Genomic DNA, 15,215 nt, shown 5'->3' on the forward strand with positions numbered 1-15,215 from the left:
ATGCTATTCCTCGGGTTCTGTATAGGCAGCGACCGGTATGTGCTGGACATGGAGCAGGTTGAAGAGGTCCTGCCTTACATCGGCGTGAGAAGGCTGCCGGACGCGCCGAACGGCGTAGTAGGCCTAATCAACTGCCGGGGCTTACCCGTTCCCATGATCGATCTCAGCCTGCTTGCGCTTGGCCGCCCTTCGGCGCTGGTGCTGAGCACACGAATCGTTCTGATACGCTATCCAACCAAGGATGGTGAGAACCACCTGCTTGCGCTTGTTGCTGAACGAGCGACCGATATGCTCGAGCGGGATCCTTCTGACTTCGCGCCGTCCGGGATGGAGGCGGGAACTCCGCCCTACTTGGGCCCCGTGGCGTCCGACGATAGAGGACTTGTCCAGTGGGTCAGGGCCGAAGCGCTGCTATCGGACGACATTCGCGAAACGCTGTTCCGTCAGGTCGCGATGAGTTCATGATGTTTGGTGCGGTCGAACAGCTACTGAGGGAAAAGATTGGACTGGACAGCGGCACTGTCGGTCTGTCGGTGATCCGTCACGCGCTCCGGGAGCGGATGTCAGCCTGCCAGATCAGTGAGCTTCAAGATTATTGGCAATTGCTGGCTGGCTCCCCATCCGAGCTCCAGGAACTGATCAACGCGGTTGTCGTACCGGAGACATGGTTCTTCCGAGATCGTGAAGCTTTCACTGCAATGACGCGTCATGCACGGGCGCGCATGCGGCCGGGTCAACCCATAATGCTCTTGAGCCTACCATGTTCGACAGGCGAAGAGCCCTATTCGATGGCGATGGCCATGTTCGATGCCGGTTTCGGAGCACAGGATTTCAAGATTGACGCAGTCGACGTGAGCACGGGCAACCTCGCGGCCGCGGAGCGCGCCGTCTACGGGCGCAACTCATTTCGCGGCGATTTTCTCGAATTCAGAGGGCGCTATCTCGAAGCGGCCGAAGGCGGACTACGGCCTGAGGTGCGGGTCCTGAAGCAAGTCCGGTTCAGGCTTGGCAACCTGTTTGATCCTGCGGCCTCGTATGGGCCGGCACCGTACGACATTATTTTTTGCCGCAACCTGCTGATCTATTTCAACCGAAACCTGCAAGACCGCGCGCTGGTTTGTCTGAAGACCCTCCTCGCGCCAGATGGCCTGCTGCTCGTCGGTCCAGCGGAATCAGGCCTTCCGATTCTGCACGGCTTTGCTTCAGCGCGATTACCGATGGCATTTGCGTTCACGAACGTGGAGCCGGCTAAGGCGCCCCGGACGGTTGCCCCCTCCAAGTCGCGCTTCGGTCCGGCCACCCCTGCTCCTATCTCTGACGTCAGCAAAGTGCTGAGCCCGATCCGGCCGGCCTCCAGTAATGCAGCGAAAGTGGAGCGCTCCGTCCACCCGTCCGAGCGGGCGGCCCAAAGCCTCGCTTCTGTAGAACGCACCGCCAATGCCGGACGAGTTGCGGAAGCAAAGGAACTCGCGCGGACGCATCTCGGGGAATACGGTCCCTCGGCGGAAATCTTCTATCTGCTCGGGCTAGCTCAGGATGCAGAAGATGCGCGTTCCGAGGCGATCCAGAACTATCGCAAGGCCCTCTATCTCGAACCCCGCCATCAAGAAGCCCTCGCGCATCTTGCGCTGCTGCTTCGCAAGCAGGGTGACATCGCCGGTGCCGAGGCACTCACCGGGCGGCTCGGTCGGATTGGGAAAAGGAGCGGCACTTGACGTCAGCTGAGCCCGGTAGCGCATCATCGGTGCCGGACATCGCCATCGGCGACTGCTGGCGGCAAATAGGCGTTCGTGGTGACAGATCGTGCCCTGAACTGGAGCAGCATCTCCACTGCCGGAACTGCCCGACCTATAAGGAAATCGCACGGAACCTCCTGAACCGTCCGCTGCCGCCCGGCTATCGGGACGAGTGGGCCCGACATTTTGCCCAGGCAAGGACCGATGAAGCAGTCGGGAATGCCGAGGGCAGTGCATTTCAGACGGTCGTTGTCTTTCGTCTCGGCGAGGAATGGCTGGCGCTTCCGGTTGGCTGCTTCCAAGAAGTGGCCGAGCTGCGTAGCATTCATTCGCTGCCACACCGCAGGAACAGTGCGGTTCTCGGCATTGTCAATGTTCGAGGCGAATTGCTGGTTTGCGTTTCGTTGGCCAAACTGCTCGGAGTAGACGACCGCAAAACGCGGGTACAGGACACGCGGACCAAGGCATTTCCGCGTCTTATCGTCGTCGGCAACAGCGACAAGCGCGTTGCTTTTGCTGTGGACGAAATGCACGGCATTTATCGATTCAAACAGAGCGACCGGCTTGCCGTGCCTGCTACCGTTGGCAAGGCGTCCTCGACCATGACGGCAGCCATGGTCTCGTGGCGAAGGGGCGCGGTCGGTTGTCTGGACGAGGCGCTGCTGCTGGCCATGCTCGATCGAGCTATCGCATGAGCGGCGCGGACTACAGCCAATTTTCGATGCTCGACCTCTTTCGGGCCGAATTGGCGACGCAGTCGCAGGCCCTGACGTCCGGTCTGCTAGCGCTCGAACGCGATCCCGTGTCCGCCCAGAGTCTCGACGCTTGCATGCGGGCTGCCCATTCGCTGAAGGGGGCGGCCCGGATCGTCGATCTGACGCCGGCGGTGGAAGTTGCGCACGCGATGGAAGAGTGCCTGGTCGCCGCACAGCGGGGGCGTCTCAGCCTGAGTCGCGAGCACATCGATACACTTTTGAAAGGCGTCGATCTCCTCGGATCCATAGCGAGTGAGCCTGCCTCGGCCGATGAGAGCGCCAAACTGGAAATAGCCGGTTTTCTGCTGGCGCTTGAGCAGGCATCCTCCCCATCGACAGCCAAGGTGCTTACAGTATCAGAGACGGAGCTCGCCGGCTCAAATGCTGCCCCGCAGGAGGCGCCGTGGGCCTCTTCGGCGAAGGAAACGAGCGTCCTCGCTCGATCGGAACCACTTCTTCAACCTTATGGCGGCGTCGGTTCCGACCGTATGGTGCGGGTGACGGCCGATAGTCTAAACCGCTTACTAGGGCTTGCCGGTGAGTCCCTGATGGAGGCTCGTCGCCTCAGGCCGTTTACGGGCGGCCTACTTCGACTGAAACGGATTCAGTCGGATCTGGCCATTGCCTTCGACGTGCTAGGCGACGCACTGGCCGAGATTCCTAAGGACGATCGGGCGGTGCAAGCACTGGCAGAGGCGCTGCAAAAACTTCGGCTGAGCCAGACGTTCCTCGCAGAGCGCCTTGACGAATTGGACTCGATTGACCGCAGAGCCACTGACCTTGCGAACCGACTCTATGACGAAACGCTGGCGAGTCGCATGCGCCCCTTCGAGGATGGTGTCCGGCACTACTCAAGGACGGTGCGCGACCTTGGCCGAACCTTGGGGAAGAACGTGCGGTTAGACATCGTCGGGGGCTCAACTGGCATCGATCGCGACATCCTGGACCAACTCGAGGCACCACTCGGGCATCTCCTCCGCAATGCTGTCGACCATGGGCTCGAAACGACCGACGAACGTATAGCAGCCGGCAAATCTGAAGAAGGTGTCATCAGGCTCGAAGCACGGCACAATGCGGGCCTGCTGCAGATAATCGTCGCGGACGACGGAAGGGGAATCGATCTGAACAAGCTGCGCGAGACGATCGTGGCGCGCGGCCTGACGACAGAGGAGACCGTCGGCAGACTTGCCGAAGCGGAATTGCTCGAATTTCTGTTTCTGCCAGGCTTTTCGATGAAAGCGACGGTTAGCAACATCTCCGGACGCGGCGTGGGGCTCGATGCCGTACAGGCGATGGCCAAGCAGGTCCGAGGCCTCGCAACCGTCTCCTCAGAGTTCGGCTTCGGAACCCGATTTCAACTACAGCTGCCGTTGACCTTGTCGGTGCTCCGCACGCTGCTCGTCGACATTGACGGGGAGCCATACGCCTTCCCGCTCGCAGGCATCGCCAGCACGATAAAGTTGCCGCGCACGCGCATCGAACTGCTCGAAGGCCGGCCGCATTTCCGCTTCGAGGATCGACAGATCGGACTAGTCACCGCGCACCAGGTTCTTGACCGCGCTGAGCCGCAAGCAGACGCCGATGAACTTTCAGTCGTTCTGATTAATGGTGATCACGGTGAAACCCACGGGTTGATTGTCGACCGCTTCCTGGGCGAGCGCGAGTTGGTGGTTCGGCCGTTAGATCCTCGCTTTGCCAAGGTCAAGGACATCAGCGCGGCGGCGTTGATGGAAGATGGTTCGCCCGTGCTTATCGTTGATGTCGACGATCTGATCCGATCAGTAGACAAGCTCGCGTCGTCCGGCGGATTACGCACCTTGCGGCGTGGTACTACCAGCCCCGATCAGAGGAGGCGCAAGCGCGTTCTGGTGGTCGACGATTCTTTGACGATACGTGAGCTCGAACGCAAGCTGCTGGACAATCACGGCTATGAGGTCGAGGTGGCGATTGATGGTATGGATGGATGGAACGCCCTACGGTCTGAATCATTCGATCTTGTTATCACCGATGTTGATATGCCGCGCATGGACGGCATCGAACTGGTGACCTTGATGAAGAAGGACAGCCGGCTCGGGAACACCCCGATCATGATCGTGTCGTACAAAGATCGCGAAGACGATCGCAGGCGAGGTCTTGACGCCGGCGCGGACTACTACCTGACTAAAGGGAGTTTCCACGACGAGACATTGCTCCATGCAGTCGTCGACCTGATCGGCCAGGCGACAGAATGAGGCGCAGCGTGTGGATCCACCAATGAGGATCGCTATCGTCAACGATATGCCTCTTGCGGTCGAGCTTCTGCGGCGATTGGTTGTATCAACCCCGGAACATCAGGTGGCCTGGATCGCCGTTAACGGGCGTGAGGCAGTAGAGGCCTGCCAACGAGACCTCCCGGACCTGATCCTCATGGACCTGGTGATGCCGGAAATGGATGGCGTCGAGGCTACGCGCAGGATCATGACGAAGACGCCATGCCTGATTCTGCTGGTCACGGCGAGCATTGAGGCCAACATTCCTGGTGTCTATGAAGCAATGGGGTATGGTGCGCTTGACGCGGTCGACATCCCCTCGATCGGCTCTGACGGCCCGGGGTCCGGACGGTCCGCACAGCTTATTATCAAGAAGATAACGACGATCAGCAAACTCGTACGTGACGCGCCGTCTTCAAATTGGGGCACACGGACATTGCCCCCGTCTGTGTCATCGGCACAGCACCTTATTGCCATCGGCGCGTCTGCGGGCGGGCCGGCAGCTGTTGCCGCGATCCTCGGCGCATTTCCGAGCAATTTCACGGCCGCAATAGTTCTCGTACAGCATCTCGATGCGCAGTTCGTACCCGGTTTTGCAAACTGGCTCGGCCAGCATGCGGCACTTCCAATCCGTCCTGCACGCGAAGGAGATGAGCCCGAGGCCGGCACCGTTCTAATTGCGGCCACGGCTGATCATCTCGTCTTCAAGTCAGCCCACAAGCTCGGCTATACCCCGAAGCCGCACGACAATGTCTACCGTCCCTCCGTAGATGTATTCCTTGAGAGCGCCGCGCAGTGGTGGCCGGGTGTCGTGATCGGTGTCTTGCTCACGGGCATGGGTAGAGATGGTGCCCAAGGGCTCAAGCTGCTACGCGACAAAGGGCATTTGACAATCGCTCAAGACAGCGCGTCGAGTGCGGTCTATGGGATGCCCAAAGCCGCCGCTGCCATCGGTGCCGCTGTCGAGATCCTACCACTTGACTCAATCGCCCCGCGCCTAATCGAGGCGTGCGGCCGATCTTGCTGAAAGGTTATTCTATGACGGGCAAATCCAATCTCGTCTCACCCCTGGCAGACAATTACTCGTCAATGGTTCTGCTGGTGGACGACCAGATAATGATCTGTGAAGCGGTCCGGCGCGCGCTCGCAAACCAGCCGGACATAGATTTCCACTTCTGCACCGATCCGCTCAAAGCGACTACAGTTGCCGACGAAGTGAAGCCAACGGTCATCCTGCAGGATCTTGTCATGCCGGGCGTTGATGGGCTGGACCTGGTACGGCAATACCGAAAGAATTCCTCGACGCATTCTGTCCCCGTCATCGTGCTGTCAAGTAAAGAAGATCCGGCCATCAAGGGCGAGGCATTCGAGGCCGGAGCGAACGACTATTTGGTCAAACTGCCGGACCGTATCGAGTTGGTCGCTCGTGTCCGTTATCACTCCCGGGCCTATCTTGACCACGTTCAGCGAGAGGAGGCATACAGGGCCCTGCGAGAAAGCCAGCGGCAATTGATGCGCGCGAATCTCGAGCTGGAACGTCTCACACGGATTGACGGTCTCACAGGTCTGGGAAACCGGCGCTACTTCGATGAATATCTCGCGGCGGAATGGAAGCGCGCGGTCCGCACGAAGAGCCCGCTGTCGTTGTTTATGATCGATGCCGATCACTTCAAGCGCTACAACGACACCTATGGCCACATGGCAGGCGACGAGGTGCTGAAGCAGGTCGCCAGTGTAATCCAAAGCAGTTGCAACCGCTCGACCGATCTCGCGGCGCGCTACGGCGGCGAAGAGTTCGTCGTGGTGGTGGTCGATATTTTGCAGGCGCAGTCGGGCGCTATGGCCGAGCGGCTCGTGCAGAGCGTGCGAGCCTTGAGCATTCCACACGGTTCTGAGCGGGTCACAATCAGCGTCGGTGTTGCAACCATGGTGCCTGATGAGAACCACACGCCAAATGACCTCATCAAGGCGGCCGATCTGGCGCTCTTCCGCGCCAAGTCGGAAGGACGGGACCGTGTCGTGTATTACGACTAAAGGTAGGGGTGTTTTACGGACGGGCTTACAGCTCGTGCAGTTTAAAGGCTTGGTGATCGCCGAACGGGACCCCTCGATTGTCAACCGGGCAAGCGAAACAGTTCAAAGTCAGTTCCATTTCTGGATAACTGCTGTTCCGCGGACCGGAACCTCAAACGATCTCTACGTGGAATTCGCCACAGAGCGCGTCAACTCGCGGGTCGACGTAGAGTGCAGATCCGCGGCTCCAGCCTTCTCGCGCAAGCATTCGGCGTCTCCGCATGATGGACGCACGATGTTTGCACAAATGTAATGGCCGCTGCAAGAGTGATGCACGATGGACAGTGGTGGGGCACGCGTTGACGAGATGTCAAGCAGTCAGGATTTTCGCTTCCTTGGCGGCGTTGAGAAATGCTACGCGCGCTACCTCCGGTGCGCTGCCGCCGCCGAGCACCTTCATGCACGCCATGCGAGCCTGGATGCGGCGCCCGGTTTCTCCAATGGGCCAGCGGTAAAGCAGCATTTCGGCGGCTTCGCGGGTGCTCGAAACACTGACTTTGCCCGAGGACAGCAAAACCGTCACGGGCTCTTCGAACGTGCCGACGTCTCGTTCGCAGGTCATATGCTGGTCTCCTTTCGCAATCGCCCCAAGACCTTACGGGTGAACCATCCGTTCCGTTGCGTCACGTTTGTCCCGGTGGGCGAACATTCTGTGAGGATGGGACCTCGTCCAGAGCGCGGGCTTGATCGCTCAGACTAGACTCGCCAACCCGTTGCGGTCCTCAAATAGCGAGAACCGTCCTTATCGTTACGAGCCCGCTATGCCTTGGTCAGTTGCCGGCGCTGATATCGGAAACGAAGCGCGGAAAGGCACTCTGCCGCCCAGAGTAACCGGCCTGCACGGTGAAGACGAGAAGGACGCTCTTCCAAGCGCGGAGTTCGAATCCTCCCTCACCGCCATAAGTCATTGTTTACATCAATAAAAATACAAGAATAGGTTGGGCGCCCGCCATAGAGCCCGCCTACCGAAAACGGGGTATTCGCGGCACGTCAACTTACGACACAAATATGCGGGGTTGATGGTTCGACCTGGTAGATGGCAGAGATCAACTTCGGCCTCGCTAAGCGAAGTCGTGGGGTTCATGCGACAGCGGAATCAGGATACGCGACGAGCACCCCGTGCCGGGTCAACCTCTCCGTCGGGAAGTACCGATCGGTGCGGAACCAAGCGGATTCACGCTTGTCGGCAGCGGACGCCGGCGGTGGCGATCAGCACCCGAGCAGGCTCCTCATTAGCGAGACAAACGTCCAGAGCGGAGGCCAATCTTGGCACGCGACCGCGCCATCCTGAACGACCGCTCTCCTCGGCTTAGTCAAGCATACCTGCGGAATGAAGCGCCTGGCCTGTGACAAATGAATCTCTGCTGGACCGCCGATGATATGGGGAGGCGCTCGCAAATCGCGCCCTACGCGCGGGTTGATCGGTTGATTAACATCAAAGCTTGAATATGAGAAATGCGCCAACTGTGACGGCGGTGGTCACCGTGGCTCGAGTGTCAGCAGATGTGGTAAGGTTGAGTGTCGGCGAGTAGCAGAGGTCCAGCAACAATGACTTTGAGGCGAACCAGAGCTTACGGCGCATCCGGCTTGGTTCTAGCGGTTTGCACTGTGTTTGCTTGGCAGAACGCCACTGCCGCTCAAAATTGCGACGCAGCCGCGACGCCTGGCGTCAATTGGCACGAGTGTGACAAGAAGCTTCTCATCCTAGAAGGACAGGACCTGAGCGGGGCGAACCTGTTCGGTGTTGATTTCACTTCGACCGACCTCAGGAACAGCAATCTCGTTGCCGCAAATCTTGAGAAGGCAACGCTTGTGCGTGCTTCCCTGGCCGACTCGACCGCCAAAGGCGCCCGGTTCGACAGAATCGAGGCCTACAGGACCGACTTCAGCCGTATGGACGCGCAGGGTGCTGTGTTTGCGAGCGCGGAAATACAGCGCTCGAATTTCCAGGACGCCAATCTGACCAATGTTGATTTCACAAAGGCAGAATTGGGGCGTGCGCAGTTCCATGACGCCGATATCAGCGGCAGCCGCTTCTCGTTTGCCAATCTCGCACGGGCGGACTTCCGGGGAGCGACGTTCACCGCGCCGATAGACTTTGACCGCGCCTTTTTCTTTCTGACCCGTATCGAGGGCGTCGACCTTTCCAATTCGGTGGGTCTGTCCCAGTGGCAGCTCAACATGGCTTGCGGAGACGCCCGGACCGAGTTGCCTTCTGGCTTGACGAGGCCTGAAGATTGGCCCTGTCAATTCCAGCAGGAATAGTTGTCGGCAAGCGAACTGCGGCAATGCTGCGCCCGACAGGATGAAACTGAGAACCCCTATGTCATCGTTTGCGCTATATAACTTTTGCGACAGCCGGGAGCGGATGAATGGAATCGGGCCGTATTTCTCCCACTACCCACGCGGTCCGAGGCGGCAGAAATGGGGCCGAGCAGACCGTCCGCTGCTAGGGTACCCAGCACGCGAGCGGACATGTGAGAGCTCGGTGCGAAGGTCCGGGATCAGGCCCATTGCGGACGTACGTGTTGGTTCGCCTGTTGGCGCTGAAGCGCCCATTTGGGCCGCTAGCCGCACATGTGCGGCGGCTCAAAAAAGCCGATTGTCATGCGCCAGCGGAACGCTGTGACAAGCGAACACCAGCGCCGCCACCGTTCTCTGGAATGAATTCGATCCCGGCCGCTTCGAAGACTGCACGAATTTCGGCGAGGGTTGAATTCTTTAGCTGTTCGCCTCTTTCCAACCGCGCGATGGTATCGGGAGATACGTTTGCGTTTAGGGCTAACTCTCGAGTTCCCCAGCCCAACGCGACACGTGCCATTTTGCACTGAACTGCATTCATTTCGTAACCGTGATACGATTCTTGATCCATAGCCGCTTTTTCAATATCGTACCGCTGATACGATTTTTCGCTTGAAAGCGGCTGCTGTTGGTGTGCAACCACCCTCAGCAGCCTGACTACAACCCAAGCTGATAGGAGCTCGGATCATGGCTTCTCTATTCGGCGGCTTGGGGTCAAGCGCTTTTGTCATTTTCTGCCTTACCAGCTTCTGACATCATTCGCGGGTTCGTGCTTCTCTCCGGGATCGGCCCATTGGCCCTCCCTTGATGGGATTCAGAGAATAAGGCGGAACAATCTGATTCGCGTCCTGGCCAGCATGACATGACCGGTGCGCCCATGATCGCGAACTCACCTCATCCTTCGTCCCGCGAAGGACGTGCTTCCGCGCTGGGCGGAACTCTCTACCTCTTCTTCCCGGCCTTTTGTCACACGGCTGACGCCATGGTTTCCCGCGTCCAGCGGAACTCGCTGTTGTCCAGCCACATGCGGTGCATGACGACCGCCAGGCGACGTGCGAGCGCGACTATCGCCCTGCGCAAGCCGCGCCGCTTGGCGACGTTCATCGCCCAGGCCTTCAGCCATGACCATTTCTTCACGTGCGTCAGCATGACTTGGGCTGCTTCATAGAGCAATGTTCGCATCATGCCGTCCCCGCAGAGTGAGATGCCTCCAACGCGCTTGCTTTCGCCGGACTCGTCGAGCTTCGGTGTCAGCCCCAGGATCGGCCCTACCGCCTTGGAGTTTCTGAACCGTTGTGGAATGTCGATCGTCGCGGTGTACGCGAGCGCCACTATGGAGCCGACACCAGGGACCGTCATCAAGCGCCGGCAGGTAGCATCGCCCCTGGCGATCGCCAGCACTTGTCTGTGCAGGTGCGCAAATTCCTCGCGCAGCTTCCGCCTGGCGGCCAGCAGTGGCTCCATGATCTGTTCGAGATCGGGCATGCATTCGACAAGCTCACGGATGCGGTCCTCGAACTTCGCCGTTCCCACGGCGCCGACCTTGAGCCCGAAGTTGCGCAGAAGACCGCGGATGTCGTTCTCGATCGCGATCGCCTTTTCCTGCAAGATCTTGCGGGCCGTCAGCAGCACCCGGCGCTTCTGGCTCGTCAGCGTCTTGATGTGCACCGGGCGGAATAGGTTGACCCGCATCATCTGGGCTATGCCGCGCGCATCATTGCGATCTGTCTTGTTCGGCTGCGCCTTCAGGAATGCTTTCACATGACGTGTTTCGATGCAGACGACCGGCAGCCCGGCCCTGGCCAGCCCCTCGAATAGCCACTGCGACAAGGGCCCTGCTTCGAGCCCGACCCGTTCGACGTTCCAAGTCGAGTCCTTCAGCACCGCAATGATATCGTCAGGGTGGCTGACCACCTTCACCTCACGACAAATCCTGCCGGTTTCGTCGACAACGCAAACGGCGGTTTCCTTCACCGAGATATCGAGGCCAACAAAATGCTTCATGTTGCGCTTCCTTTCCTGATGCTTGTGGCTGTCTGGACAGACCAAGTTATCATCAGCTCGAAGCGCAACACCTCTTTGCATCACCTTTGAAGATGGGCTCGAGCCGAATACCCCATCTGATTCCGACAATAGCATGACTCTGGCTTTCGTCACCCGCAGGCGAGTGCTTGCGGGAGGGATGATCACATCCACCGCTTTGGTGCTTGAGAAAAGTGCGCTTGTCGGCAACACAGCGGCAACGAGTATGCTCCCCGACCCTGCGCTTGCGCTTTGGCGGGAATGGGAGACCGCCCACAAGCTGACCGAGCGGCTTTGCCGCAAGCAGCAGCGCCTGGAGGCGAGGCTTGTCTCGAGCGTCGGCTTTCCTTGTGCGACCGTCTGCGTGCCCGAGGGTGAGGACGTGGCGGTCCACTCGATCGAGGCGCTCAATGAAGTGCTCGGCGAGGGGCCGGATATGGCAGCTCTCCGCGAGAAGGCCGAAGCTGATTTTGCGGCACATCAGGCTCGCTGGGATGCAGCTGCCGAGGAGGCTGGTTACACCGCCGCGCTCAAGGCCGAGTGCGAGGCTGGCGACAGGGCGAAGGATCTGCTGGAAGCGTTCTCAACGACCCCCGCTACGACTCTCGCCGGTGTGGCGGGCAAGCTCGATGCCGTGTTGCGCGAGGGCGAAGCCTGGGAGGAATGCTCCGTGTTCCCTTGGCCGCAAATCCGCTCGGCGCTCAGCGATCTGGTGCTCATCGCCGAGCAGACGATGCCGGAACAGTTCATTCGCGGCGAGCAGCGTCGCAAGCTCGGCAAGCGGCGGGCTGGCTGCTGTTTCCGCGCCTGAAAGACGAAGAAGGAGGCGAGCTATGAAGCCCATCCAACCCAACTTCCGGCTTCAGCCGAGAACCCCTCAACTTGCGCGAAGCGTCTGCCTCACGTCACCCTTCAACCGCCAGGAATTGCCAGCACAGAGCACTCTTGCGGCATCTCACCATCCGCCGGTGAGCGATCCCGATCTGCTGGATGCCTTCAACCGCGATGCCGCCGTGCACAAATGGACCGTGGCCTGAAGCTGCAGAGGCAGCGACAGCCCTGTGGGGAAAGACAGCCGCAACCGCAATCGCCTGGGGCGCCGTGTCGGCGCGTTGCGATGGGCGGACACAGGAGTATCGATTCTGGTTTCGGGTATTCGCCCATCTTCAAGCGGGTTCGCCCAATGCCGTGGCGGAAGCAGCGTCCGGCAAGGCTCGTCCAGACTCTTCCCGATAGATGGGGAGATTATGTCCGGCAAGAGAACTGCCCGCTTGTCGAGACGAAGCCGGACCGAAGCCAGCCCGTCAAGGCCAGAGCCGCTTCGCGGTGGCGCGTGCCGCGCCAGCCTGGACCGGCAGTTTTCGGCCCAGCGGACGCTTCGGACGCAGGCAAGGCTGCGATACGAACGATACCGCTCCACCCCTCAGGCTGGGTTACTCCGGCAGTTCGTCGCCCTTGATCGGCGCCTTCCCTTTGCCGGCCCGTTTCAGGATGTGCAGCGCCTTGGGGATGTCGGCACGGGCAGCGCGTTCCTGAAAGTAGCTTTCCGTGCGCAGCGCCGAAAGCTTCTCAGCGACTGCCACATTAATGAACTGGTTGAGCGGCACGCCCTCGCTCTCCGCCACCTTGCGCGCCTCATCGAGAAGCGAGAGCTGAAGCCGCAGTGCGAAATTGCTTCTCCTCATGTCTTTCTCTCCAATCGTCTCAGCGCCTCACCCGGCGACAGACCATGATACCGAAGCGCTCGGCCACCTTGCCGAAGTCGCGCAGGTTGAACGTCACTATAGCATCCGCCCGTCCGTTTACCGCAGCTTCCAGCACCATGTCGTCGTCCCGGTCGCGAACGGCGGGTCGCCAGAGGAAAACAAGGCGAACCGGCTCGGCGACGGCCGCCACCGCATCTAGCAACGCGTTCACATCTTCAGCCAGCGGATCGAAGGATCAGATGGTTCAGTTCGACGACCTGAGCAAGTGTCTGGATGCCGTGCGTACAGGGCAGGTCGAAGCGATGGCCGCAGACAACGCCACCCTCATGGGCTTCATGTCTCAGGACATCGGTGCCTACAAAATGGTCGGTGAAGCCTTCGCAAATCAGCCATTCGGTGTCGGCATCAAGCACGGCGACAAGGCATTTTGCCACTTCATTTCGGATACCCTGAAGGAAGCCGAAGCGGATGGCCGCATGGCCGAAGCCTGGAAGAAGACTGCGGGCCAAGCTGAACCGACGGTGCCGAAGCTCCCGGAACTCGAAGACTGCGACGCACTCTAACTTGATCGGCGGACTGCCCTATGGACTTTCTCTACGCTGACCTAACTGACCTAGGGCGGTTCGCGTCCGGTTTCCTCAACACGCTCTGGATGACTGTCATCGCCGGGGTTGGCTCGATGATCCTCGGTACGATAGTCGCGATATTGAGGATAAGTCCGGTGCCTGCGTTCAACAAGTTGGCACTCTACTGGACCGAGCTCTTCAAGAACTGTCCGCTCACGGTGGTTCTGTTCTTCCTCGCGTTTGGATTTCCTGAGGCCGGATTCAACGCCTCATACCTAACGTTCGGAATTGCGGGCTTGATCTTATACACGTCGGCATACGTGAGTGAGGCCGTCAGGGCGGGCTTCGAAGCCATACCAAAGGGCCAGTTCGAGGCGGCCAAAGCGCTTGGATTGAATTTTTCGACTACGATGCGCCACATCGCCATTGCCCAAGCACTGAAAGGCATGTTGCCGCCGCTGACGAGTGTATTCACCTCGATGGCAAAGGACACCGCGATCGTCGGGAGCTTCGGCGTGGGAGACGAATTATTCAGCCTCGCCAATCAGCTGACGGTATCGGAAGGACGGCCGGTGGTTCCCGTCTTCATCGGGATCGCGTGCTCCTATTACGTGCTGCTCCTCCCTGCGAGCATCATCTCGGCGCGCTTGGAAACAAGGGAGCTGAAAAGATGAGCGAAAGAACCGTCCATATGTTCGACGAGCTCAATCCCGACGAGAAGCATTACCTCAGACTGGTCACCACAGCTGGCCTCGCGCTGTTCGCTGCAGCGGCAGGCATCATGATCTACCGGCTGTGGCTTGCGGGCCAGTTCTCGGCGCAGAAGTGGTCCCCGCTGCTGAACCCGTCGGACAAGAACTTCACCTTGATCTGGAAATTCCTCGGCACCGGACTTCAGGCGACGTTCTCCGCCGCGGTCGCGTCGATCATTTTGTCTGGCATCGCGGCCGTCGGTTTCGCCGCGATCGTTTACCTCGGCGGAAACGTCACGAGCAAAGTGACGCGGGGTTTCACTAACGTTGTCCGCGCGACCCCGCTGCTGCTGATCATCTTCTTCACAGCCCGGATTCTGCCGGAGTACGGCATGGCCACGACCGAGTTCGGCTATCTCGTCCTTGCCCTTACGATCTTCAATGGGGCGATCATGGCCGAGGCTCTCAGGGGTGGCCTGAAGGCCGTACCTGCCGGTCAGTCAGAGGCCGCGGCCGCGTTGGGCTTGTCCCGTTGGACGACCTTCACGAGGGTGATGCTCCCGCAAGCGGTCCGGATCGTCTTACCGGTACTTATCACCCAGTCCGTCGTCGTGATACAGGCGACCTCGCTTGGTTTTATAATCAGCTACGAGGAGCTGCTGCGGCGTGCGCAGATCGCGGTGCAAAGTCTGCACAACCCGTTGCAGCTGTTCTTCGTTGTGGGTTGCATATACGTGTTGATTTCCATTGGGGTCGCGCGACTGCTCGCAGCGCTCTTACTTGGAGAGCGCGTATTCCGTATGTCGAGGCATCATGAGAAGTTGCTGGCGTCATAAATCTAAACCCTGCCTTCGGATTGATCGGCGTCATGGGCATGGTGGGCCATCAACTCGCGACTAATGCAGCGAGATTCGCGCAGGCTTCCGTACTTGCCCCCTTCTCATCTGTACAGGTCCTCTACGGTAGCGTTATCCGTTGGTTGGTCTTCAGCCAGCCGCCGACCTTTTGGATCTTCGTGGGTGCCACGATCATCATTCTAAGCGCGGTCTACATGGCTGCGCGCGAATATTAACTGATGAATTTGGGGGCAGGAGGTAAGCGCCTCGCCGATCACC

18 protein-coding genes are annotated in these 15,215 nt (G+C 59.6%); 13 read left to right on the forward strand and 5 right to left on the reverse strand.

All coding sequences use genetic code 11. The features are described from left to right. Genes NKJ94_RS26350 through NKJ94_RS26375 form a run of 6 tightly spaced genes read left to right on the forward strand, consistent with a single transcriptional unit; the run spans position 1 to position 6,774 of the window. Positions 1–465, forward strand: coding sequence for a chemotaxis protein CheW (locus NKJ94_RS26350; RefSeq protein ID WP_352529197.1), 465 nt, complete (start codon positions 1–3; stop codon positions 463–465). After that, the gene (locus NKJ94_RS26355) at positions 462–1,715 is read left to right on the forward strand and encodes a CheR family methyltransferase (protein ID WP_352529199.1); all 1,254 of its coding nucleotides are present in this window, start codon (positions 462–464) and stop codon (positions 1,713–1,715) included. The genes NKJ94_RS26350 and NKJ94_RS26355 overlap by 4 nt, the downstream gene beginning before the upstream one ends. Next, the gene (locus tag NKJ94_RS26360; protein ID WP_352469271.1) at positions 1,712–2,431 is read left to right on the forward strand and encodes a chemotaxis protein CheW; all 720 of its coding nucleotides are present in this window, start codon (positions 1,712–1,714) and stop codon (positions 2,429–2,431) included. Before NKJ94_RS26355 ends, NKJ94_RS26360 begins: the two co-directional genes overlap by 4 nt. Further along, entirely contained in the window at positions 2,428–4,722 is a 2,295-nt protein-coding gene (locus tag NKJ94_RS26365) for a hybrid sensor histidine kinase/response regulator (RefSeq protein ID WP_352529201.1), read from the forward strand. Before NKJ94_RS26360 ends, NKJ94_RS26365 begins: the two co-directional genes overlap by 4 nt. Before the next feature lie 22 nt (positions 4,723–4,744). Beyond that, entirely contained in the window at positions 4,745–5,767 is a 1,023-nt protein-coding gene (locus NKJ94_RS26370) for a chemotaxis response regulator protein-glutamate methylesterase (RefSeq protein WP_352529203.1), read from the forward strand. A gap of 11 nt (positions 5,768–5,778) precedes the next feature. Continuing rightward, positions 5,779–6,774, forward strand: a complete 996-nt coding sequence (locus tag NKJ94_RS26375; RefSeq protein WP_031195385.1) for a response regulator — start codon at positions 5,779–5,781, stop codon at positions 6,772–6,774. Positions 6,775–7,123: 349 nt separating this feature from the next. Here the strand turns inward: NKJ94_RS26375 and NKJ94_RS26380 are convergent, their stop codons facing one another. Continuing rightward, on the reverse strand, positions 7,124–7,375 hold the full coding sequence (locus NKJ94_RS26380; RefSeq protein WP_023722956.1) for a DUF982 domain-containing protein: 252 nt from the start codon (positions 7,373–7,375) through the stop codon (positions 7,124–7,126). 986 nt (positions 7,376–8,361) lie between these two features. On the opposite strand from NKJ94_RS26380, the gene NKJ94_RS26385 reads away from it, so the two are divergent. Next, positions 8,362–9,078, forward strand: a complete 717-nt coding sequence (locus tag NKJ94_RS26385; RefSeq protein WP_352466279.1) for a pentapeptide repeat-containing protein — start codon at positions 8,362–8,364, stop codon at positions 9,076–9,078. Positions 9,079–9,418: 340 nt separating this feature from the next. On the opposite strand, the gene NKJ94_RS26390 is transcribed toward NKJ94_RS26385, so the two are convergent. Next, positions 9,419–9,655, reverse strand: a complete 237-nt coding sequence (locus tag NKJ94_RS26390) for a helix-turn-helix domain-containing protein (RefSeq protein ID WP_084641905.1) — start codon at positions 9,653–9,655, stop codon at positions 9,419–9,421. Positions 9,656–10,080: 425 nt separating this feature from the next. Continuing rightward, positions 10,081–11,118 (reverse strand): IS110 family RNA-guided transposase, encoded by a 1,038-nt coding sequence (locus NKJ94_RS26395; RefSeq protein ID WP_352529205.1) that lies wholly within the window; start codon positions 11,116–11,118, stop codon positions 10,081–10,083. A 178-nt stretch (positions 11,119–11,296) separates the two neighbouring features. Between NKJ94_RS26395 and NKJ94_RS26400 the strand changes: the two genes are divergently transcribed. From NKJ94_RS26400 to NKJ94_RS37630, 3 genes are read left to right on the forward strand one after another with little or no spacing between them, the layout of a single operon-like run. Then, the gene (locus NKJ94_RS26400; protein ID WP_352529207.1) at positions 11,297–11,947 is read left to right on the forward strand and encodes a hypothetical protein; all 651 of its coding nucleotides are present in this window, start codon (positions 11,297–11,299) and stop codon (positions 11,945–11,947) included. 22 nt (positions 11,948–11,969) lie between these two features. Further along, on the forward strand, positions 11,970–12,173 hold the full coding sequence (locus NKJ94_RS26405; RefSeq protein ID WP_352529209.1) for a hypothetical protein: 204 nt from the start codon (positions 11,970–11,972) through the stop codon (positions 12,171–12,173). After that, entirely contained in the window at positions 12,142–12,372 is a 231-nt protein-coding gene (locus tag NKJ94_RS37630; protein WP_502896152.1) for a Y4oE-related protein, read from the forward strand. Before NKJ94_RS26405 ends, NKJ94_RS37630 begins: the two co-directional genes overlap by 32 nt. A gap of 197 nt (positions 12,373–12,569) precedes the next feature. On the opposite strand, the gene NKJ94_RS26410 is transcribed toward NKJ94_RS37630, so the two are convergent. Further along, positions 12,570–12,821, reverse strand: coding sequence for a toxin-antitoxin system HicB family antitoxin (locus NKJ94_RS26410; RefSeq protein ID WP_352474558.1), 252 nt, complete (start codon positions 12,819–12,821; stop codon positions 12,570–12,572). Between the two features lie 19 nt (positions 12,822–12,840). Beyond that, the gene (locus NKJ94_RS26415; protein ID WP_502896153.1) at positions 12,841–13,053 is read right to left on the reverse strand and encodes a PIN domain-containing protein; all 213 of its coding nucleotides are present in this window, start codon (positions 13,051–13,053) and stop codon (positions 12,841–12,843) included. A 28-nt stretch (positions 13,054–13,081) separates the two neighbouring features. On the opposite strand from NKJ94_RS26415, the gene NKJ94_RS26420 reads away from it, so the two are divergent. The 3 genes from NKJ94_RS26420 to NKJ94_RS26430 are packed head-to-tail and all read left to right on the forward strand — an operon-like array spanning position 13,082 to position 14,936. Then, the gene (locus NKJ94_RS26420; protein WP_353037869.1) at positions 13,082–13,405 is read left to right on the forward strand and encodes a type 2 periplasmic-binding domain-containing protein; all 324 of its coding nucleotides are present in this window, start codon (positions 13,082–13,084) and stop codon (positions 13,403–13,405) included. 20 nt (positions 13,406–13,425) lie between these two features. Then, a complete protein-coding gene (locus NKJ94_RS26425; RefSeq protein ID WP_352529211.1) occupies positions 13,426–14,082 on the forward strand; it encodes an amino acid ABC transporter permease in 657 nt (218 codons plus the stop codon). After that, positions 14,079–14,936, forward strand: coding sequence for an amino acid ABC transporter permease (locus NKJ94_RS26430; protein WP_352529213.1), 858 nt, complete (start codon positions 14,079–14,081; stop codon positions 14,934–14,936). The genes NKJ94_RS26425 and NKJ94_RS26430 overlap by 4 nt, the downstream gene beginning before the upstream one ends. Positions 14,937–15,215: the final 279 nt, after the last annotated feature.

Source organism: Mesorhizobium sp. M0060 (assembly GCF_040323155.1).
In the GTDB taxonomy this organism is placed as follows: domain Bacteria; phylum Pseudomonadota; class Alphaproteobacteria; order Rhizobiales; family Rhizobiaceae; genus Mesorhizobium.

Coding starts and splice junctions, on each gene's coding strand:
- NKJ94_RS26370 (WP_352529203.1), top strand. CDS start 4,745: ATGAGGATCGCTATCGTCAACGATATGCCTCTTGCGGTCGAGCTTCTG.
- NKJ94_RS26430 (WP_352529213.1), top strand. CDS start 14,079: ATGAGCGAAAGAACCGTCCATATGTTCGACGAGCTCAATCCCGACGAG.
- NKJ94_RS26390 (WP_084641905.1), bottom strand. CDS start 9,655: ATGAATGCAGTTCAGTGCAAAATGGCACGTGTCGCGTTGGGCTGGGGA.
- NKJ94_RS26350 (WP_352529197.1), top strand. CDS start 1: ATGCTATTCCTCGGGTTCTGTATAGGCAGCGACCGGTATGTGCTGGAC.
- NKJ94_RS26365 (WP_352529201.1), top strand. CDS start 2,428: ATGAGCGGCGCGGACTACAGCCAATTTTCGATGCTCGACCTCTTTCGG.
- NKJ94_RS26420 (WP_353037869.1), top strand. CDS start 13,082: ATGGTTCAGTTCGACGACCTGAGCAAGTGTCTGGATGCCGTGCGTACA.
- NKJ94_RS37630 (WP_502896152.1), top strand. CDS start 12,142: ATGCCGCCGTGCACAAATGGACCGTGGCCTGAAGCTGCAGAGGCAGCG.
- NKJ94_RS26410 (WP_352474558.1), bottom strand. CDS start 12,821: ATGAGGAGAAGCAATTTCGCACTGCGGCTTCAGCTCTCGCTTCTCGAT.
- NKJ94_RS26375 (WP_031195385.1), top strand. CDS start 5,779: ATGACGGGCAAATCCAATCTCGTCTCACCCCTGGCAGACAATTACTCG.
- NKJ94_RS26385 (WP_352466279.1), top strand. CDS start 8,362: ATGACTTTGAGGCGAACCAGAGCTTACGGCGCATCCGGCTTGGTTCTA.
- NKJ94_RS26395 (WP_352529205.1), bottom strand. CDS start 11,118: ATGAAGCATTTTGTTGGCCTCGATATCTCGGTGAAGGAAACCGCCGTT.
- NKJ94_RS26400 (WP_352529207.1), top strand. CDS start 11,297: ATGATCACATCCACCGCTTTGGTGCTTGAGAAAAGTGCGCTTGTCGGC.
- NKJ94_RS26355 (WP_352529199.1), top strand. CDS start 462: ATGATGTTTGGTGCGGTCGAACAGCTACTGAGGGAAAAGATTGGACTG.
- NKJ94_RS26425 (WP_352529211.1), top strand. CDS start 13,426: ATGGACTTTCTCTACGCTGACCTAACTGACCTAGGGCGGTTCGCGTCC.
- NKJ94_RS26380 (WP_023722956.1), bottom strand. CDS start 7,375: ATGACCTGCGAACGAGACGTCGGCACGTTCGAAGAGCCCGTGACGGTT.
- NKJ94_RS26405 (WP_352529209.1), top strand. CDS start 11,970: ATGAAGCCCATCCAACCCAACTTCCGGCTTCAGCCGAGAACCCCTCAA.